The 17,814-nt window shown below is 37.8% G+C and carries 15 protein-coding genes; 7 read left to right on the top strand and 8 right to left on the bottom strand.

What is annotated here, in order from left to right:
* Window positions 1-1,088 precede the first annotated feature (1,088 nt).
* From R7035_RS16280 to R7035_RS16270, 3 genes are all read right to left on the bottom strand, one after another.
* Complete coding sequence (locus R7035_RS16280; protein WP_025633937.1) at window positions 1,089-1,853, bottom strand: hypothetical protein; 765 nt, start codon at window positions 1,851-1,853, stop codon at window positions 1,089-1,091.
* Window positions 1,854-1,969: 116 nt separating this feature from the next.
* Window positions 1,970-2,311 (bottom strand): hypothetical protein, encoded by a 342-nt coding sequence (locus R7035_RS16275; RefSeq protein ID WP_042776211.1) that lies wholly within the window; start codon window positions 2,309-2,311, stop codon window positions 1,970-1,972.
* A complete protein-coding gene (locus tag R7035_RS16270) occupies window positions 2,308-3,459 on the bottom strand; it encodes a DGQHR domain-containing protein (RefSeq protein ID WP_077202323.1) in 1,152 nt (383 codons plus the stop codon). The genes R7035_RS16275 and R7035_RS16270 overlap by 4 nt, the downstream gene beginning before the upstream one ends.
* 147 nt (window positions 3,460-3,606) lie before the next feature.
* On the opposite strand from R7035_RS16270, the gene R7035_RS16265 reads away from it, so the two are divergent.
* Window positions 3,607-7,314, top strand: coding sequence for a hypothetical protein (locus R7035_RS16265; RefSeq protein WP_139351517.1), 3,708 nt, complete (start codon window positions 3,607-3,609; stop codon window positions 7,312-7,314).
* 7 nt (window positions 7,315-7,321) lie between these two features.
* The gene (locus tag R7035_RS16260) at window positions 7,322-7,792 is read left to right on the top strand and encodes a hypothetical protein (RefSeq protein WP_025633942.1); all 471 of its coding nucleotides are present in this window, start codon (window positions 7,322-7,324) and stop codon (window positions 7,790-7,792) included.
* A 243-nt stretch (window positions 7,793-8,035) separates the two neighbouring features.
* Here the strand turns inward: R7035_RS16260 and R7035_RS16255 are convergent, their stop codons facing one another.
* Complete coding sequence (locus tag R7035_RS16255) at window positions 8,036-8,731, bottom strand: hypothetical protein (protein WP_025633943.1); 696 nt, start codon at window positions 8,729-8,731, stop codon at window positions 8,036-8,038.
* 210 nt (window positions 8,732-8,941) lie between these two features.
* Between R7035_RS16255 and R7035_RS16250 the strand changes: the two genes are divergently transcribed.
* From R7035_RS16250 to R7035_RS16240, 3 genes are all read left to right on the top strand, one after another.
* Window positions 8,942-9,577 (top strand): hypothetical protein, encoded by a 636-nt coding sequence (locus R7035_RS16250; protein ID WP_025633944.1) that lies wholly within the window; start codon window positions 8,942-8,944, stop codon window positions 9,575-9,577.
* A gap of 155 nt (window positions 9,578-9,732) precedes the next feature.
* Window positions 9,733-10,851, top strand: coding sequence for an AAA family ATPase (locus tag R7035_RS16245; protein WP_025633946.1), 1,119 nt, complete (start codon window positions 9,733-9,735; stop codon window positions 10,849-10,851).
* Between the two features lie 2 nt (window positions 10,852-10,853).
* On the top strand, window positions 10,854-11,747 hold the full coding sequence (locus tag R7035_RS16240; RefSeq protein ID WP_025633948.1) for a DUF4435 domain-containing protein: 894 nt from the start codon (window positions 10,854-10,856) through the stop codon (window positions 11,745-11,747).
* Window positions 11,748-11,809: 62 nt separating this feature from the next.
* Here the strand turns inward: R7035_RS16240 and R7035_RS16235 are convergent, their stop codons facing one another.
* From R7035_RS16235 to R7035_RS16225, 3 genes are all read right to left on the bottom strand, one after another.
* A complete protein-coding gene (locus tag R7035_RS16235; protein ID WP_025633950.1) occupies window positions 11,810-13,081 on the bottom strand; it encodes a phospholipase D family protein in 1,272 nt (423 codons plus the stop codon).
* Between the two features lie 352 nt (window positions 13,082-13,433).
* Window positions 13,434-14,480, bottom strand: a complete 1,047-nt coding sequence (locus R7035_RS16230; protein ID WP_025633951.1) for a ParB N-terminal domain-containing protein — start codon at window positions 14,478-14,480, stop codon at window positions 13,434-13,436.
* 10 nt (window positions 14,481-14,490) lie between these two features.
* On the bottom strand, window positions 14,491-15,735 hold the full coding sequence (locus R7035_RS16225; protein WP_025633952.1) for a ParA family protein: 1,245 nt from the start codon (window positions 15,733-15,735) through the stop codon (window positions 14,491-14,493).
* Window positions 15,736-15,989: 254 nt separating this feature from the next.
* On the opposite strand from R7035_RS16225, the gene R7035_RS16220 reads away from it, so the two are divergent.
* Both R7035_RS16220 and R7035_RS16215 read left to right on the top strand, forming a co-directional pair.
* Window positions 15,990-16,283 (top strand): hypothetical protein, encoded by a 294-nt coding sequence (locus tag R7035_RS16220; protein WP_025633953.1) that lies wholly within the window; start codon window positions 15,990-15,992, stop codon window positions 16,281-16,283.
* Window positions 16,284-16,579: 296 nt separating this feature from the next.
* Window positions 16,580-16,831: a hypothetical protein gene (locus R7035_RS16215; RefSeq protein WP_025633956.1), complete on the top strand. Its 252-nt coding sequence runs from the start codon at window positions 16,580-16,582 to the stop codon at window positions 16,829-16,831.
* A gap of 281 nt (window positions 16,832-17,112) precedes the next feature.
* Here R7035_RS16215 and R7035_RS16210 read toward each other — a convergent pair whose 3' ends face one another.
* Entirely contained in the window at window positions 17,113-17,793 is a 681-nt protein-coding gene (locus tag R7035_RS16210; RefSeq protein WP_025633958.1) for a hypothetical protein, read from the bottom strand.
* Window positions 17,794-17,814: the final 21 nt, after the last annotated feature.

The following is a 17,814-nucleotide window of genomic DNA, read 5'->3' as shown; positions in this document are numbered from 1 at the left end:
TCCAACTAGCACATTCAACAATCAAGTGTGCTAGTTCTGCCTCAAAATACCGTCCTAAGTGTCACCTTTACCAGATATTGCTGGTGGCTAAACCTCTCAATAACTGTGATCCAACTCCCTAATTGTTGTTTTTTATCCGTGATTGAAGTTGTTTTGTGGGTGATGAAGACCCAATTCTTTCTTTATAACCTGCTTTTTTGCTTCCTTTGAATGAAAACCCTGTAAATGAAGGTTAAGCTAATTTTTCAGAACTCCTTCTAACGTATTGAATTATAAGGATAGTATCTATTGCTTCTAGTTGGAGGGGTGACACTTAGGACGAAAGTAAGGGATCAATGAATATGCAATGCGTTTTTTTCTCTATTTTCGTCCTAGGTGTCACTGTTCTATGGCGATGTTTTAATCGGATTTTTTATAAGTATATGTATTTTAATTGTTTTTCTGTGTCAAGAGCGTGAGGGGTGACATTTAGGACGGTTTTAAAATGATACTTTAAGAAGCAACAATGTGTGTCCAGTACTCTATAGAATAAAGCTCAAACTTAATGATTATAACTGACTGAAAATAAAAGATATTTTATTTGTGCCTTAGGCTGATATAAAAAGCTACACACTGGAGTCATACTTTCTCTACGTTCGATATACAGTAAAGAGTGATAGGTGACATCTAGGACGAAAACATTCGTAGGGGTAAAATGGTTTAGCCCAGTTGGGAATTTAAGAAAAGCTAGTTACTATAGATATCATTGAATATATTTAAAGCATTGAAAATAAAGATAAAAATCTCTTCTCTGTGACATCTAGGACGTAAAGCCTACTTGAGTATAAGAAAGTAGAAAAGCATATCAATGAGTTAAATATATGCGGTGGCACTAGATAGAAAACTTTCGTCCTAGATGTCACACTTAGATAGAGGTGTTCTTCTATCTTATTGATTTACTATGGTCCAATAGTGTCTGGGGTGACATTTAGGACGAAAACTAACGCTTTAAGAAAACGTCCTTGATGTACCACTTGTATATTAAGACCTGGTACACCAAGGAAGGTTTGTTTGAGAGGCCCAGAAAAGCTTTTACAAACTCAAGCTATCTAGTAATAGTAGGTCTTCCCGGATGGAGGTCGAGTGCTTGTGGTACCACCATTTACAGTTTTGTATCTGGAACCGGAAGGTTTGTTGTAATGTGCCCACCCTCTATACCTTACTCTCCATGGATCATCTGCACCCATTGTGTAGTATCCCATGTCAGCAAACGCAGCACGAGTTAAGCTTACTCTACAGCTAGGTGTAGCAGTTGATGTCACTGGCCCGGAAATTTCAAATAAACCAGCATTAGCGATTTCATCAGTGAGATTGTATATTTTACTATGATCAGTGATGGCTATTTTTGTGATCCCTTTGGTTTCCAGGTTATATGTTACAAGGAAATCAATGTTCGACGAGTTAGGCCAATATGAACCATAAGATGAGCTAAAGTACCCACTTGCTTTGCTGTCCATTGCGCTTTTAGCTCTTTTTGGAGAAAAACATGCTCCCCTTGCGACATTCACAGAAGCACATCCACAGTTAATAGTAATATCTACTGCCTCATCTTCATCCTCTCCAGGTTTGGGGATCTCAAAGTCCCCTACTGGATCATCTGGGACGGTTGGGAGCTCAACGATTGTTTCGTCAGAGATGTTTCTGGAGCCTAAAGTATCATCCAAGCCAACTGCACTTGTTTGGTTCATGTGTGAAGGAACCTTAATAACTTTATTGTAGCTCCCTGCATTGTGTGGTGCTTTGATTGAAGCAATTACAGAGGGGGCGGAAACCGCTAAAGCAATCCCCACTGTAATGAGATTAATGTTATTCATTGCAATCTACCATTGTCATTTATGGATAAAAAGCAATATAGGCCTTGAGCGAATTACAATCAACTTTAGTTTTCGAACTAAGGAAATTGGTTCACGGTTTCTTTTAAGGGTTGTACTCAACTTTCACCATAATTTGATTTGTTGGTGAAGGCGATACGGTACCGACAGTAGTGCTCTGCAAACTCGAAATCATCTTCATCAAAGATTGTGCTTTCGTTACACCATAACTTTTTATGTTCGTCACGTATCCTTACCGATTCAATGTGAATTTCAAATTTACATTGGACATCATTTAAGTAAGCAGATATGTGCTTTCCTAACAGTGGTTCTATGCTGTATATGTTGTACTCATTAACACCTTCCTTAATTGCTCGAGATAGACCCATTCTCGCCATTGTCATCGCATTAGGGCATCGATGTGCTTTCAGGTCTAAGTCATTACTCTCTGGTGACTTCATACTTCTTCTCCCACTGAGGGTAGTTCTAGTTCTTTACAAATAGCAGTAGCACAGCTTCTCTCTGAGCTGCGGATCATTCTGTATTTAATACTTCCATTTCTTGAAATAGATTTCTGTACTACATTATTCTCTAGCCAAAAGTCATGTGTAATATCTTTCACAGGCAATCGAACTATCCCATCTAGTACTGACCAATCAATGGGGGCTTTATGCATTCGAGACAAATGCTCTTCAAAGATAGATCGAATTACTATCGCAGTCCCTTTCCAAAATATACTTTTCGTGTACATAACATTTGGCCCTGAGTCTGAAAGAAACCTCATAGGTATAAGAGAAAAAAACTTGGTGAGGAATGGAGTTGTTAAGCGAATTATTTCAGCTTCGGTATCGCTTGAACCTTCAAGCAATTTGTTCATTTTTACAGGAGTTGTACCTAATGCGGTACAAATGAAATCGCCTAACTGCTTCAAGTCCATTAACTGGGATTTCTTGGGTTTTCCTGTGGTACTTATAAACCGCTTTAGTGAATGACCATCAACTAATACATTATCGAGTATCTGGTCCCTAATTAATCTGGAAAAGCTTTGCGAGCTGTCAAAGAATAAGTTTTGTGCTGATGTTGGTTTACGAAGGTGTAAGTGGTAGTCAGAAAATACCTGTCTAATCTTTTGAGTGACTGGCTCTAAGGTGTCCGTGTTTGTAACAATGAATTTAACTCCCAGCGTATGGTACTGAGTAGGACTAGCATTCGTAACTCTGTCCTTAAACAAATTCAAACGGTTCTGACCATCACATACAAGACGGTCAGATGAACTTTCTAATGTGGCTGTGACGACTTCTTTGTTACCAATAGATATTTCCTCATGGAGTTTTAATGAAGAAACAAAGACAGTAATGCTAGGGAGTACTGTATCCTCCCTATTGTCGAAATACTTAATCAAACCTTGTGCACGACCTTTCTCAAGGTCTCTCTGTCTTTTTTGATACTCATTTAAACTATCTGAGCTCTCTTCTTCAGTGAAGTTCTCAGCAAATTCTTTGCCTGTTATTACCCCCTCAAATACAGAAATGCCATTCGTGCAAATACCCTCGTTAGCTCTGAAGAGTACTAATTGAAGGTCTTGTTCAGAATAAATTGGTGTGTACATGTCTTGACCCGATGACTAAAAGAATAGAAGTAAAATACCATATAAATACACCTCCTTCAATATATGTGCACAAAAAAGTGCACTAAGTATATTTAAGTCTATAAAGTGTGTTTAAATATGGTATTATATAGTTGTCGGTCTTTAGTAATGGTTCAGCCAATGGTTAATATTTTTGAAACAACAAACCTAATAGAAAACGAATTGGTGGCTTTGCACGAGAGTGTTAGCTTCAAGTTCAATGCGGTTGTAGAAGAGTTTATAACGATTTTGCGATCTAGTGATTCGCTAGTGTTTGTTCCTTGCAGTATGGGTAAAGACTCCAGCACAGTTTTGAATGCTGCTTCTGAAGCTTATCGAGTTTGTATTCAAAATGGTTGGATCGAAAAAACTCGCCCCTTAATTGTTTCAACGGTTGACACTCTTTCGGAATCACTTCCAATGGTTATGTACACCAGGTGGGTTAAATCTAAGTTTATTGACTATGCAAAAGATAACGATATTAACGTTTACTACGATATTGTCACTCCGTCATTTCATGAAGAGTACGCGAACAAATACCTGACTAGTAATAAGCTAATACCAAATGCACAACGTAATAGTGACTGCAGCTCTATTCTCAAAATTGTTCCTAGCGAAAGATATTTAAAAAACCTATTGGACCGCTTTAAATCAGACGAAGAACTACAGCAATACACCCGTTTTGATGTGATTTGCGCTACAGGGCAAAGAAACAACGAGAGTACAAAGCGAAAAGGTAATATGGTTATTCAGGGAACCAGTGATAAGTCTATAAGTGATTTATTGAAAGAGATGAAAGAGTCTGACTTAAATACAGGCTACCCACTGTTTCTATACGCTCCAATACGTGACTGGTCTACCCAAGAGGTTTTCACTTCCTTAGAACTTTCTGGAGCTAAGCCTCTTACTCGTAGTTTAGCTGGGCTCCCTCCCCTTCCCGGCTTCCTTTCTGATTTCGCCCTGCTTTTGGCCATTTATGGGAATGCTTCTTCTGATGTCTGTGAGATTGCAGTAGGACAAAAGAATTCAAATGGTTGCAATGGATCTAGTCGATTTGGATGCACACTATGCACAATGGTTCAACACGATAAAACCCAAAACTCACTAGCTAAACATACTCGATGGAAAGTGTTTTTACAGGAAGAGGTTCTGCGCATTAGAGATTTCATGTTTCAGCTGAGTTGCAATATGGATGCGAGAATGATGCATGCCAAAGCTATCGATTTTGCAGCATATCAACGAGTAGCATTTCAGCCGAACGTTCTAAAAGTAAAGTATTTAGAAAAGTTGGTTAGGTATTTTGCTCAAATTTCAATTGAGTCATCTAAAAAAGCTGAAGAGTTCAAACGACTATATAAAAGTGGGTACGTCGACCAACATGAAGGCGTTATAGACATCAAAAATGATAGAAGCTTGAACGCTAAAGCCAGAAGAGCATTTCTTGATATGTACATTCAAGAGGCCCAGAAACCCTTAATAAACATTTTTTCTGAAAAGCATGCTGCTTATCTTTCGTTTAGATGGAGTCTAGATGGAGTAAATGCCCTTCCCTATAGACCTTTGGTTATCTGGAATGAACTTTTGAGAGGTAATGGCTGGATTCCTTATCCTAAAAGTAATGCAGAGTACGAATCTATTCATGGAAAAATCAGCATTAACTCATCGAAATTACCTGAAGCCGTATTAATGAAAACTCTTAATGTTGACAATGACCCAGTGCGGTTTATTGATAATCATAAGTCCTTTCTTAGCTACTGGGAGCGTCCAATAGATGCGAGCGATTTGAATGAAAGCGATTTTAACTGCACCACGAAGATCCTCCCTAAAACACAGTTACCTGTAAAAGTGAGTATTGCTCATAATTTAAAGCTGGAACCAATCAGCCAGGACACTTCTCGATCTAAACATTGTGATCTCTTAGGAAGGATTTCAGTGATGGTCAATGCTGAGAGAGTTGAACTCTTTGATTTGATTTCAAGTAACTCTGATAAGGTAATCAAGTTGGAGTGTAATGGACGTAAAGCTTCTAGTGCATTTTCAGAGTACTTTAAAACTAGTCTACTTAAGGGTTATGCAAACAAAAAAGCACTAAATTGGTATAACGAAATTGATGAGCAAATTAGTAGCATTGAATTTAGTTCTATCCAAGAAGCTACGAAAGTGATTTATGCATCCTTTAGTTCTATGTTTGGCGGTGGAAAGATAAACACCAAGCTTTCTATACCCTATCTATCGCATGTTACTGATATCCAATACCAGGAAAAGGCTCGAAAAGTTAAACCTTCATTAGATTTCACAAAACGTGTAGCAAAAATTAGATCAGGTAAACTTACTAAGGGAACAACAAGACTCTCTTTCTATAATCTTGAAACAAATCCAAGACTTCACTATGCGCATGCAGATAATCATAGAGTGCTTCACCCTGACATCGATCTCTTGGGCGAAGAAGTTAAAGATGTTTTTACACCAGCACATTATATTGACCCTAATGCCGCTCTAGGCGACAAGTTAAATATTGTAGTTAATGAAAGAACTCTCAGTCAGTGGCACTTAACCCAACCTTACGAAAGAATTAAAGCTGAACATGATCTTGCACTCATTCAGAACATAAGAAGACGTAGATTGTCTCTCTCTAATAGAAAACAATCAGTACGGTCCACGCAATTAGGAGCTGTGGCACGTTCTATGGTAGAGACAGGGGCCGTTAGGATATCGTTAAAGTACTACCCGACATTCCTCGACATAGCCAAGAGAACAGAGTTACTGTCAGAACTTGGTTGTTTCGACTACCAAGACATGAATGCATCAGAACTAAAACAATTGCCTTTTATGGTTTCTATGCAAAAGCATAGGATCGATAAAGCTAAGCTATTACTTCATGTTCGGGAGCGTAGAAACGCAATAAGACACAAAATAAAGCTGCAACTGTCTAGGCCGTTGGAAGGCTGTGAGAGTAGATTAAGGAATCACTGTGATAGATTGAAGAAATACCTGGCTCGATTTGGTGAATCAACTGTCAAGCTAAACAATCCCACACTATTCTTGACCGATAATCAGCCTCAGATTCATCGAACATTAAAGTGCTGGTCTTTATTAAGCTCAGACTCGTTCAAATCGATTGAAGAGTTCTACAAAAGTTCTCTCTCTACTAACCAACTAACAGAACTGAATGCTAAGCCATCTATTAAGAAGGAAATTACACACTTTACAATCGAACAGCTAAACTCAGTTGTTTCAGTACTAGAGCAATCTATTGCGATGAACTGGGCACTTAAAGGAGTGTATTCAAATGCCATTAATAGTATTGATAGTGAAACAGTTTCAAAAATCGCTAAGGTATCTAAAGACCTATCTAACTTGAAATTTGACGATGTTTTTAAGTATAAAAGTTCAGAGGAATATCTTTGTCTAAAAACTGAATTGAGAAATCTGAATGCAGCTCTATACACGCGACTAAGTAATATCGAAACACCAGCCTCAAATGTGATTAACTTAGACAAACAAGATTTTCTAGCTTCATTTAACCCAAGCGTAGAAAACTACTTAACTCGGTTGGGAGAATATGAGTCAAACCTATCTGAGGCTCTTATCACCCTCGAGTGGTTTAAAGCTCAAATTGAAGATATAAAGAGATTTTCTCTTCGTGAAACAATATCAAAGTTTTCACTCGAACAGCGTCTATCTCTATCAACGGATTTATGTACAATGCCAGTAAATACGAATGTTACAATTTCTCCTGATCGAGTCGATAGTAATATGCATACGACAAAAGTAACTAAACGTTCTACAAGAAATGTAACGCCAAAACCCTTACTCGAATCACTATTAAATCTATAAAACAATTATGTTTACTTATGACTATAAAAACGATTTATCTCTCTTAGCTGAAGCGTTTAAACAGAGTGAAAGCACAATAAAACTGTGGCAGAAATCAAAGCCGAAACAGGCTTTCATGTTGGATAATGCATTCAACTACTGTAATGATTACGATGAACTAAAGCTATTTGTCAACAGGCTGGTGGAATTGGAAACCATAAAAGAGGTTAACGCCGAACTAGGATTGCCTAGTGCTCCAGATCGACTTGTAGATGAAGGCTTCTCTAAGTCTGCCTATTGGAAGTGGTTTAAGGAAAACAGGCACTTGTATGTTGCGATGGTTATGGGGTATTCAGAGTTTAAGGTTCAGAACCTAGTAACCAATACTAACCAGGATTTGATAGCCAAGATACTAACTAACCTAAGTAAAAAGGAGCTGGTATCGCTCTACACCTCTGACCCAGATAGTTTAATTAAGTTAATCAATACGCTTAAGTGATGTGAATTTTTGGGGTGATATACAGTGTATATTCTAATGGGACCAGTATTGATGTCACATTGTAAATATACACTGTATATTTTAAAGGGAGCTATTTGTTAAAATAGTATACAGTGTATATTACTCAGATATCCATCTGGCATAGTGTTCCAGAACTCTTGATTAACTATTAATCAACATGGTTGTTCAAAAAAAAGTATTAGAATATACAATGTATATTCTTAATCTAAAGTGTTTTAAATACTACAATTTTTCAGAATCAAGCGCGTAAGTACCCATCATAGTTGCATCAGCCGAACTGTTTTTCATACTTATGAAAACCACGGACTTACTTTTATCGAATTGGTCATTCGTGCACCCAATTAGACAACGACCCACTTTATGTGGTTTTGTTAATTTGTATATTCCAATGCCGATAGCATTGATTGCTCTAGCGAAACTCTTAGATAGTCCTGCCATAATCAACTTGTTGGCCATTTCGGACAGCTCCTGAGCATATGAATCTGTCATGTTTTCTGCCTTTATCTTTATCATTGAGCTCGAACCAAGCCACCAGTTGTTGTAAGCACCAGACTTACCTTGTGCGAGGACAATGTCTTCGATTGTGTACTCAATACCGAAAATGGTGAGTATGATACAACCACGAATGGCAAAATTGAGTTTACGTGGAATGTCATCCATATAGGTATCTGCTATTGCACCTCCTAGGCCGTTTTCTTTGGGCCAATTTACATTTGACACTAGCCAGTTAGAAACTTCATGTGACCCCTTCCTGCCAGCAAGTACAACCAATTTTGCTGGCTCCTTGTGACAAGCGTTGTAGCAACGGACTCCATCATAAGGTTGACCATGGGTGATACAATGGGATTGTTCTATGAAATTGATATTAGTTAAGCCATCGAGATTAAATTCAAATGCGTTTGAATGAATGGTAGCCACAAAATACTCCTTAGAAAAAGCTCACTTGCCGATACGAATTAATGAATACAGATAAATACTTTCGGAATAACTAATAGTTCATAAGTAAACAGAATGTAAGGTGAGCCTAAGAAAAAAGAATCTAAGTTTGAGCTCTGTTGATACAAGAATGATCTAAGCTTGTTTAGATGAATTAACAAAATAATAGTAAAATTAAGATAAGGGAGATCCATGGAAGGATTGGGTATTATTGTCTTTAACGGTATAGGGATGCTTCTGTGTTTCTCTATTGGTTCTTTCGTTGCGTACTTTGGTTATAAAATTTTCAAAAGAGGCGCCTCGTTAAAGGAAGAGGAGCAACTAATCGAATGGAACAATCTCAAGGTTTCATCAAAAGGTGGAGGAGCAATAGTTACATCATGTTCAGCAATTTGGGCAATTGTGGGCTTATATGTTAGCCCTGGCATTTCAAATACTCCAAATGGGCCGGATTATACATCAATTCATAATAAACAGAATATAGAACTTAAGGTTGCAAGTGCGTACGTTGATGACCCTGAATCTATATTGGATAACCCTGAAGAGTTAAAAAAGTATTTTTCCGAGAGTTTGTCATCAAGAGACTATGACGTTGGAATTATTCACGTGAATGGCCGAATTGGAAGGTTGGATTCAGACTCAACAAACTACTTGGTTGATAGTTCAGGAAATACGACCTTAACAGCTGAGGCAGAAGGGGAGTTTGGTAAAGTACTAGTTTTATTCAGACCAAAAGTTAATGAAAAAAATCAATTGATATTTGATGCAGATGCTTTGGTTAAGAATGTGGATATAAATCGTCTAGATAAAGTAAAGAGTTCAGACTAATAAATCTTTACTATTCAAGCTACGTTGGTCTTTGGTCATTACCCATAAATCACTGAATAACCCACAGAAACAGAAATACCCAGAATCAATATGCACTTTACGACATTACCTCTAATGGTACAATGCGACATAATTTTCAATAAAAATACTACAAAATGTTCCTAAGAATAGAAAAAATTACAGTTAAGAATCTGTTTGGTTTTTTAAACTATGACATTGAACTTCCAGAGTCCGATCATGTGGTTATTACAGGCCCCAATGGCTATGGTAAGACTATGCTTCTCAAATTGATTCATAATGCTATCTCAAATAACTACAAAGAATTATCTAAAATAAGTTTTGATACATTCGAACTGAAAACCAATCTTGGTCTTGTCCGTTACTTCAACTCAGAATCTGGTATGCAGATCGAGTCATTTCTTAATGACGCAAAAAAGATCATCATTCCTTCAACCCAAAACTTGTCTGAAGAAAAGGTATTTGATTACAGAAAAGCTTTTTCTATTCTTATCCATTCTGTACATCTGAATGACGAAACTGAAGCATATAGCATCATTACAAAGCAAAGAGCGTTTCTAGAAGATAAAATGAAGTTTGCGCTAAGTAAATTGCACAAGCTTGACCAGTTGGTTTATGACTTATTTTCATGCATTTCAATAGAATCACACGAAGTTCAAAATAACGCATTACCGTACATGCAGAAAGAGAGGATAGTTGGCCTACAAGACCTGTTAGCACCTTACACTCGTTTCGGATTGCTACCAAAGTCGAGTAAGTATCTCGAATTGAATGACTTAAACCTTGTATCAGACTACACCATTAACTTGAGTGATAAATTGGATGAAATATTCTATGAAGAATCTTTGCATGAAGACTTTGTAGGACGTTTGAGCGAGTTCTCGAAGCTAATTGAGAAGAAAAAGTTTTCATTTAAAACTATAGCAGTTAACCCGGAATACGGCTTCGCATTCTTCAATCATGTTGGTGCTAATATACCTTTAGAAAAGTTGTCTTCAGGCGAGAAGAACCAAGTATCTATTTTCTTTGATCTAATTTTCAAAGCAGAAAATGGTGCAATCATTTTGATAGACGAACCTGAGGTATCTCTACACATTTCATGGCAGAAAGACCTCCTTAATGAGTTCTCTCAAATATCAAAGTTTAATCACTACTCACAGCTTATAGTAACAACGCATTCACCGGATGTGATTGGTGATGAATGGGAAAGTTCAATTGACCTCTTTGACAAGCATGTGATTGCAAAGAGTAACTAGTTATGTCGAGTTTAAGAGATGCTACCAGAGAACGTAGCGATGAAACTAAATTTAGCGCTCTGCTTTTACAGGTCCAAACTGACCACGTAGGCAATAGGATTATATTTGTTGTTGAAGGCGACTCCGATATTACTCTGTTTAACATGGTGTTGAGAAATACAGAGTTCTTTTACTGCACTCCAGCAAGTGGAAAGGCGGATGTCATAGAAGCTGTTGATAGGCTGAGGACTCGTATTTCTAATCAAGTTTACGGTATAGTCGATGCAGACTTCGACCACGTACTAGAAAAGACTTACAACGATACATTTATGACGGACGTGCATGATGCAGAAATTATGATGCTTCATGATGAATTTATCACAGATTTTATAACTGAACATACACAAAATCATATTCTGGGTCCGATGCAGATCGATGAAGTTGGTCAGAGATTAATGAGTAATCTGATGAGCGTCTGTAATGAAATCGGTCTTGTAAAACTCGCTTGTAGGTTGCTGAATTTGAATGTGAGATTCAAAGGTATGAACTACTTTACTAGCGAAGCTGTGACGGTTAACGATTTTAATGTGTCAATAAACATTCAAATCTTAATCGAAGCTGCAATCAGAAGAAGTCCGAGAGTAGAACAAACTCATTGTATCGACATATACAATAAATACGTAGAGTTAAATCAAGCTGGTTATTGTATATATCAGACCGCGAATGGGCATGACTTTTGCCAGTTGCTGGCTCAAGTGTTTAAGCAACCATTATCATCAGATAGAAATGTAACTGTCAAAGGGGTAGAGAAGTATCTTCGAAGCAAATATACAAAGGAGAACTTTGAGCGGACTAATTTATATGAGCAAATGATTAGACTTATTGAGACCGATGCAGAGGTAGAAGAAGTAGCGTAGTTTTTAGGATATCATATTGCCTCATTTCAACAGAAGTGAGGCGTCAATAACTATAACTTTCGTTACTCACTTACTTGAACAACTTTGTTGCCGAAGTATCTTAGTACTTTAGTTGTCCTACCGTTGATGACTGGCAAATCTTCTTTGTTAATCCATCCAATTAGCTCCTGAACATTAGATTTTCCGAATTGGTTCAACTTATACTCACTATCGTATATGCAGTTTGCCATACGTGTTACAGGGTCTCCAGTGCCGTATAGTAGGTATATCAGAGTCTTTTTTACCCTCTGTTCTTCATTACTTCCCATAAAGCTCTCCTTTAATGTATTGAGGCCACCTTTGTAGAAGCGAAACCGGTCATGGAAAGAGTGCAGAACGCAAAGTGCCTCAACTATATCAATCATTGAAGCTGATATGATTGCTTCCTTTGAACCGAGGACTTTTTTTATAAGGGGATAATTATGCGGAACAATGCGATCCTCAAAATGTTCCCATTTTGTATTCATCCATTCATTAATAAGTTTTGCCGTTTTAGACCGTTGTTGTTCATCCCATCCAAGAGGTTGGTGCTTCCAAGTGTCTTGAGTGGCATAGAAGTCGCGAACAAAGCTGAAGAATGAGTCAATTTCTAATCTTAATGGTATTAAGTCACCGTTAACTTTTCTATCGAAGGTTTTGTAGATTTCTACTATTCGATTAAAAGCACTAACTGATTCTTGATATGAACGCTGGTATGTATCTTGGAAAATAGACTTCTGTGATGCTTTCTTTTTACCGCGATTGATGTTCGAGAAGTTCACATCCCCCATGGTGTCGATGACATCGTGTTCCATGTCATTTAATAGTTTATTTGCATGATAGTACTTGTTATAGATACTCCGATAGCATTTGACTGCATCTCTATTGAGCACTTTTGCGTCACGCCAGTATTCACTGAATAACTCTTGCAGTTCTATAAATCTATGATCTTCCGGGTGGATGCCAATCATAACTTCTTGATTAGAATATATGGCGGATCGAGTTAGATTCGCTGAACCCAACAAGATGGACTTATCACCAAAAATGTAAAGCTTAGGATGGAATGAGTTGGTCGTGAAGAACCTAGCTTCAACCTTATTATTGTTTAGTAATCTATCTAGTGCAGATGGTGAGGTTGGAAAACCAAGTCGCACAATGATTTTTAAATTACATCCTTTTCCAAGGACCTCATCTATAACATCAAACTCTGTGAAAAAAGCTGAAGCAATGAATAAGTCCATTCCATCTTCTATATGATCTGTGATGCCATGTTTAATGAAATCATTTTTTGAAGTTCGATTAGTATACAAGTCCATTGGTTTGCTCTCATCACTCTCTTAAAATAGTACAAGCCATTGAGGTTGATAAAAGAGTAACTTATATCAGTAAAAGGATACACTGGCCTAAAGAATTCTGTGGCTACAAGCTTATTTTCGCAAGTTTGGAGTTGATCAAGTAAAGATATTAGGGGAGGGGGAGTTGTATATTTTCTGGTTTGAAAAAAAGAACCCCCTCCTACGCAAAAGCGTAAGAGGGGGACAGAGATAAACGCTTGGGGGCAATTTAACTCCGAAGCGAATTATATACAGGTTTACAGCTTAGTTCAAAGAAAATGACACTATAAACAGTTAAATGCCCAATTTTTCAGCATGATAGATAAACGCCACACTATATGGATAATCCCCAATCTCCTAAAAGCTGATCAAGCTGCTGCTTTTGCTCATCGCTTATATTTTTAACTGTGAAACTGAACTCACCTTTCAAGGAGTCATGTTTTACGTGAACTTCAGAGCCGTTATCAAGTTTCTTCTTAAGTTTCTTTGGCTTTGTCAATGCATCTTGCCCTTGATCCTCATCATGCTCGGCATAGCTGTATGACAGAATCTTTTTTACGATTTGAGCGTTGGCGTGTTTAGCACTTAATGCTGTAAGCCTTAGGTTTTCTGTCTCTTCTAATAAAGATGAGCAAAAATTTTCAAAGCCTGATTTTTCTTTATCAGAAAGGCTAGTTATTTTCTTGTCTAATTCAATTATTGAAGGTCTTCCTAGATCAGGAACACTAGGAATGACATCTATTAGCCATTTTGGTAGCTCTGCCGCTTTTATACCAGCTGAGACTAAGTTTTTGTCATAGCCTTTCTCGGTGGCAATCTGAATATTGTTCAAACCTTGTTCTTTCTTGAGGTTCAGCCATTGCTTACCTAACTCATAGAGAGACATGGGTCTATGTGTATTACTTACTTCAGATAAAGACTGCTTACTTTCGCGTGTAATATTTTGACTTGTAGCATAGATCTTAAAACCGCGCTTACTGTAGAAACAACCGCTTCTGCGTTGAGAGCCATCAATAACTTCATAAGTGACACCCCCTTGTGAATCAGTGTGTTTTATAGCAAGACCGGGATAGAGTTGACCCTTATCAGAGATCTTGTTGGTAATATCTATAACTGACAGCCGAGACATAATTGATTGATCTCGAACATTATCCTCTGATACGAATGTTTCGGCTTCAATTTTATCAAAAGGAATTTCGACCAGTTGAAACAAGACTTCTTGGCCATCAACCGCAATTTCTAGTTCGGATACTCCTGCTTGAGCTGCCTCGTTAAGGAGTTGCTCCTCTTTCGTTGTGATTGCAACACTATCTGATGATAACTTCGAGGTACGATTACCACCTGGTGTATAAGCTTGGACATTTCTTCTATGACTTGACATGGTGCCCTCTTTATAAATCGATATCTTTTAAGTGATCTTTAAGCTCATTTGCTAAATCAATTACTGAGTCCTTAGAGTCACGTAGCTGTCGAGGGATACAAATACCTTCGCTAGAAGCGACATCTAGTACTGTTCGATAATTTTTGGCTGCGGTATCAAAAGCATTTGAGCGAATGATGTAGTTATTGAATACCATGGAACGGTACTCATCTTTGATACGATTTGATAGCTCAGTATCTCGGTCTTTCTCTTCTTCGACGTTGGTACGGGCAATTTTAATCCAACGAATACCTTCTGAACCTTCTGGCAAAGCTCGAACCTGGTTAGGTAAATTATCCAAGAATTGAGTTGTGGAGCTCCAGTCGAGAGCCTTTGGAGATACTGGTACCAACAAACCATTACAAGCGTACAGTGCACTCCAAGTAAGCGGGTTGATTTGAGGTCCTGTATCAATAAAGATTAAGTCGTATTGGTTACGAATAGGGTCGATAACTCGTTCTTTTAATCTTGGAATTAGGTTTTCTTCTCCGAGCCAATGTAAAGACGAAAATCGCTCATCCTCAGGAAACGCTGGCATGATTCGAACATTAGGTAAGAAGGTATTAAGGATTGCTTCATCAATAATATCCTCATGACTTAAACCATAATTCACGAAATTTTGATATAGAGAATCTTTACCCTCAAGATCCGCTGTCATAATGTCAACGGCAGTGAGTTGGTCCAGATCATTTTGTTTGTATTCCTTAGATTGAGCGAACAATTTAAGTGAACCCTGTGGATCTAAATCAATGATTAGAATGCGGATACGTTCAAGGTGCTGTAAACCTAATGCCTGAGCCAGGTTAATAGTCGTCATGGACTTACCTGTACCACCTTTCTGGTTCTGTACATTGATAATATGAGTACCACGATTAAAATCAGACCATTTTGGCTTACCAGCTAAATCGAGAATTTCATGAATATAGTCTGGCGAATACGCATACTTACCACGGATCATTTCAGGTGGTTGATAGCCTTGCTCCACCCAATCTTCTTCCTTTTTCTTAAACGTGTTGACAGAGTCCCAGCCACACATTTTGCTCATTTTGGTTTGTGGAACTGAGTGATTAAGAATGACCTTGCTGACTTCAAACTGTTCATCGAGTACAACCTTCGATTGCTGAAGGATGTTTGCTCGACGTTCTGACTCGGTACGACTTACGCTCTCGTTTGCTTTTTCCAAATTCTGCAAAACGGATTCAGTGACTGATGACATTGTGACTCTCCATAAAATTGACAGTCACATTGTCAATTAACAGGTGATGACTGTCAATGATAATTAATGGGTATCAATGATATGTTGAGGCTATCATTTTTATTTGAGGCTTTCATCACAGAATCCTAATGAAAAAAGTCAAATACAGTGCGAACAGAATCTATAGGTTGATTTTGTCGCTGTATATGGTCAGATATCTGAGTGTACAGAAACACAATGTATAAGCTAAGCTATTAATAAATAGAGAAAAAATAATGAGCGACATTAAAGAGCAATTGCTAGTATTTTTGAGAGAACGGACCGCGGTAGAGGCTGTTGTGTCTCCGAGTGTTTATGTAAAAAGTACTGCAATCCCACGCGAAGATAAGTTAGAAATTGTATTACATCGGCAGTCTACTCCATATAACAGTAAACATTTCATTGATGTGATGATAGAAGTACCTTTAGAAATCAACAGAAAAAATTACGAAATTATTAAGAGCTGGCCTATGTGCAAACTAAACGAATACTCAGATTCTAGTATGTTATTAGTGAAACGCGAAGACTAAAAATCTTGAGTTGTTGAGTAAAGTATGCTTAACGTATATAGTTAAGCATACTTTACAAAGATAGGTTTCTTGTTACCGTGACTAAAGACGAATACATTGAGTGCTATAAACGAAAAGGTTGGACTACAGCACACCTAGCCAATCGGTGGGGGTTTAGCAAGGTAAGAGTCTACCAAATTGCAGAGGAAGTTGAGCTAGGGCATAGTAAGAAACAAGCTCATATAGATATGCTTAACGGGCTACCCAAAGCGCCAAAATCTATTCGAAAACCCTATAAAGAAAACTAGGAGAAGCTTGTGAAAAGGCTTGAGAATGTAATGGAGAATAACAACCTAGCTTTGAGCTTTGGTCCTGCAATAGACTTCTTTGTTGACTGGGGCTTCAAGATAGCGCTTTTAATTTTTGTAGTGGTGTTTATTTCATCTCTAATCACTACTTACTTCAATGGTGCACTACATACTAATGCTCTGTCTGTATTTGGATTGACAGGTTATTTAATCGCTAGTGCTATATATCAAGGCCTGAACGATCATCATCGGGGATACTAATATAAATTTTTCATTTGGCGCTATACAAGAATTGAATCGCGTTCCGTCGCCGGAACGCTGTGAGTCAAAACAAGGTCAAACGTGATATGACATTCAAAGCCGTGCTCCGTTCGGAGACCATTTACTAAGTTGGTGCTCCTCTTTGTTTGGTTCATTTGATAGTGTTTTTGCCTGAGGTTTTTGACCAAGCAAAGCACTTCTTGATCGCTGCTTCTACGATAGATATTTCTACAAAACTACCACTTGTTTAATCCTCTTCGGTATCAAGTGGCATTAGCCATTTATTGAAAGCACCCTAAATCTAACAGTTGCCTTTTTATTTCAGCGAACTGGTCAATGTCAATTATGCTTAGTTGCAGCATTCTATTTGTAATGAATTTTGGTGTTACGTTCATCTGTAAAGCTATCTGCCTCAAACCAATATCTTGACTCAAGTAATTCATCAATTGCTCGTCACTCGAACTGTTCCAGCTATTGGTGGAACGAGGAACACTTTGAGTGATAGTAGTGTTGGTCGAGGTTGCATTTTTCGGCAATTGTTTAGGTTTAATTGATATTTGGTTCTCTGTGTTGTGGCATAAAGAACTTATGCTTTCTACTAGCCCAATTAGACCGTACTCAAAATGAATGTATGGAGTGAAAGTGATAGAAACTATAGATGCATTAGATAGTATCGACTTCGCTAAATCCATTTCGTTGCATTTGTTTTTAGGGATCAACAAATTTATCTTGCCTTCACATTTAGTCTCGATACCAATTACAAGTCCGCCTCTTTTTTCGTGCATTGCATCACTAATAACACCAGCAAAAGTACATTTGGGGCTAAACTTTGATACTCGTTTTCGCCAAGCGTCTCGGTCACGACTTTGCAGTGAAGTAATATATTGCTGACTTGTAGAGGCTGATTTTGGTCCAACAGAGATAATCCATTTAATGAGTGATGGCCAATTTGAGATTTTCATGAGCTGTACCTGAAGGATAAT

Source organism: Vibrio sp. 1731, assembly GCF_033339955.1.
GTDB classification, from domain to species: domain Bacteria; phylum Pseudomonadota; class Gammaproteobacteria; order Enterobacterales; family Vibrionaceae; genus Vibrio; species Vibrio alginolyticus.
This window is presented reverse-complemented; position numbering and strand designations above follow the sequence as displayed.

Bases quoted from the DNA above. Each gene is read 5' to 3' on its own strand.
- R7035_RS16265 (WP_139351517.1), top strand. From the start codon at position 3,607: ATGGTTCAGCCAATGGTTAATATTTTTGAAACAACAAACCTAATAGAA.
- R7035_RS16235 (WP_025633950.1), bottom strand. From the start codon at position 13,081: ATGGACTTGTATACTAATCGAACTTCAAAAAATGATTTCATTAAACAT.
- R7035_RS16280 (WP_025633937.1), bottom strand. From the start codon at position 1,853: ATGAATAACATTAATCTCATTACAGTGGGGATTGCTTTAGCGGTTTCC.
- R7035_RS16270 (WP_077202323.1), bottom strand. From the start codon at position 3,459: ATGTACACACCAATTTATTCTGAACAAGACCTTCAATTAGTACTCTTC.
- R7035_RS16275 (WP_042776211.1), bottom strand. From the start codon at position 2,311: ATGAAGTCACCAGAGAGTAATGACTTAGACCTGAAAGCACATCGATGC.
- R7035_RS16260 (WP_025633942.1), top strand. From the start codon at position 7,322: ATGTTTACTTATGACTATAAAAACGATTTATCTCTCTTAGCTGAAGCG.
- R7035_RS16245 (WP_025633946.1), top strand. From the start codon at position 9,733: ATGTTCCTAAGAATAGAAAAAATTACAGTTAAGAATCTGTTTGGTTTT.
- R7035_RS16210 (WP_025633958.1), bottom strand. From the start codon at position 17,793: ATGAAAATCTCAAATTGGCCATCACTCATTAAATGGATTATCTCTGTT.
- R7035_RS16250 (WP_025633944.1), top strand. From the start codon at position 8,942: ATGGAAGGATTGGGTATTATTGTCTTTAACGGTATAGGGATGCTTCTG.
- R7035_RS16240 (WP_025633948.1), top strand. From the start codon at position 10,854: ATGTCGAGTTTAAGAGATGCTACCAGAGAACGTAGCGATGAAACTAAA.
- R7035_RS16220 (WP_025633953.1), top strand. From the start codon at position 15,990: ATGAGCGACATTAAAGAGCAATTGCTAGTATTTTTGAGAGAACGGACC.
- R7035_RS16225 (WP_025633952.1), bottom strand. From the start codon at position 15,735: ATGTCATCAGTCACTGAATCCGTTTTGCAGAATTTGGAAAAAGCAAAC.
- R7035_RS16230 (WP_025633951.1), bottom strand. From the start codon at position 14,480: ATGTCAAGTCATAGAAGAAATGTCCAAGCTTATACACCAGGTGGTAAT.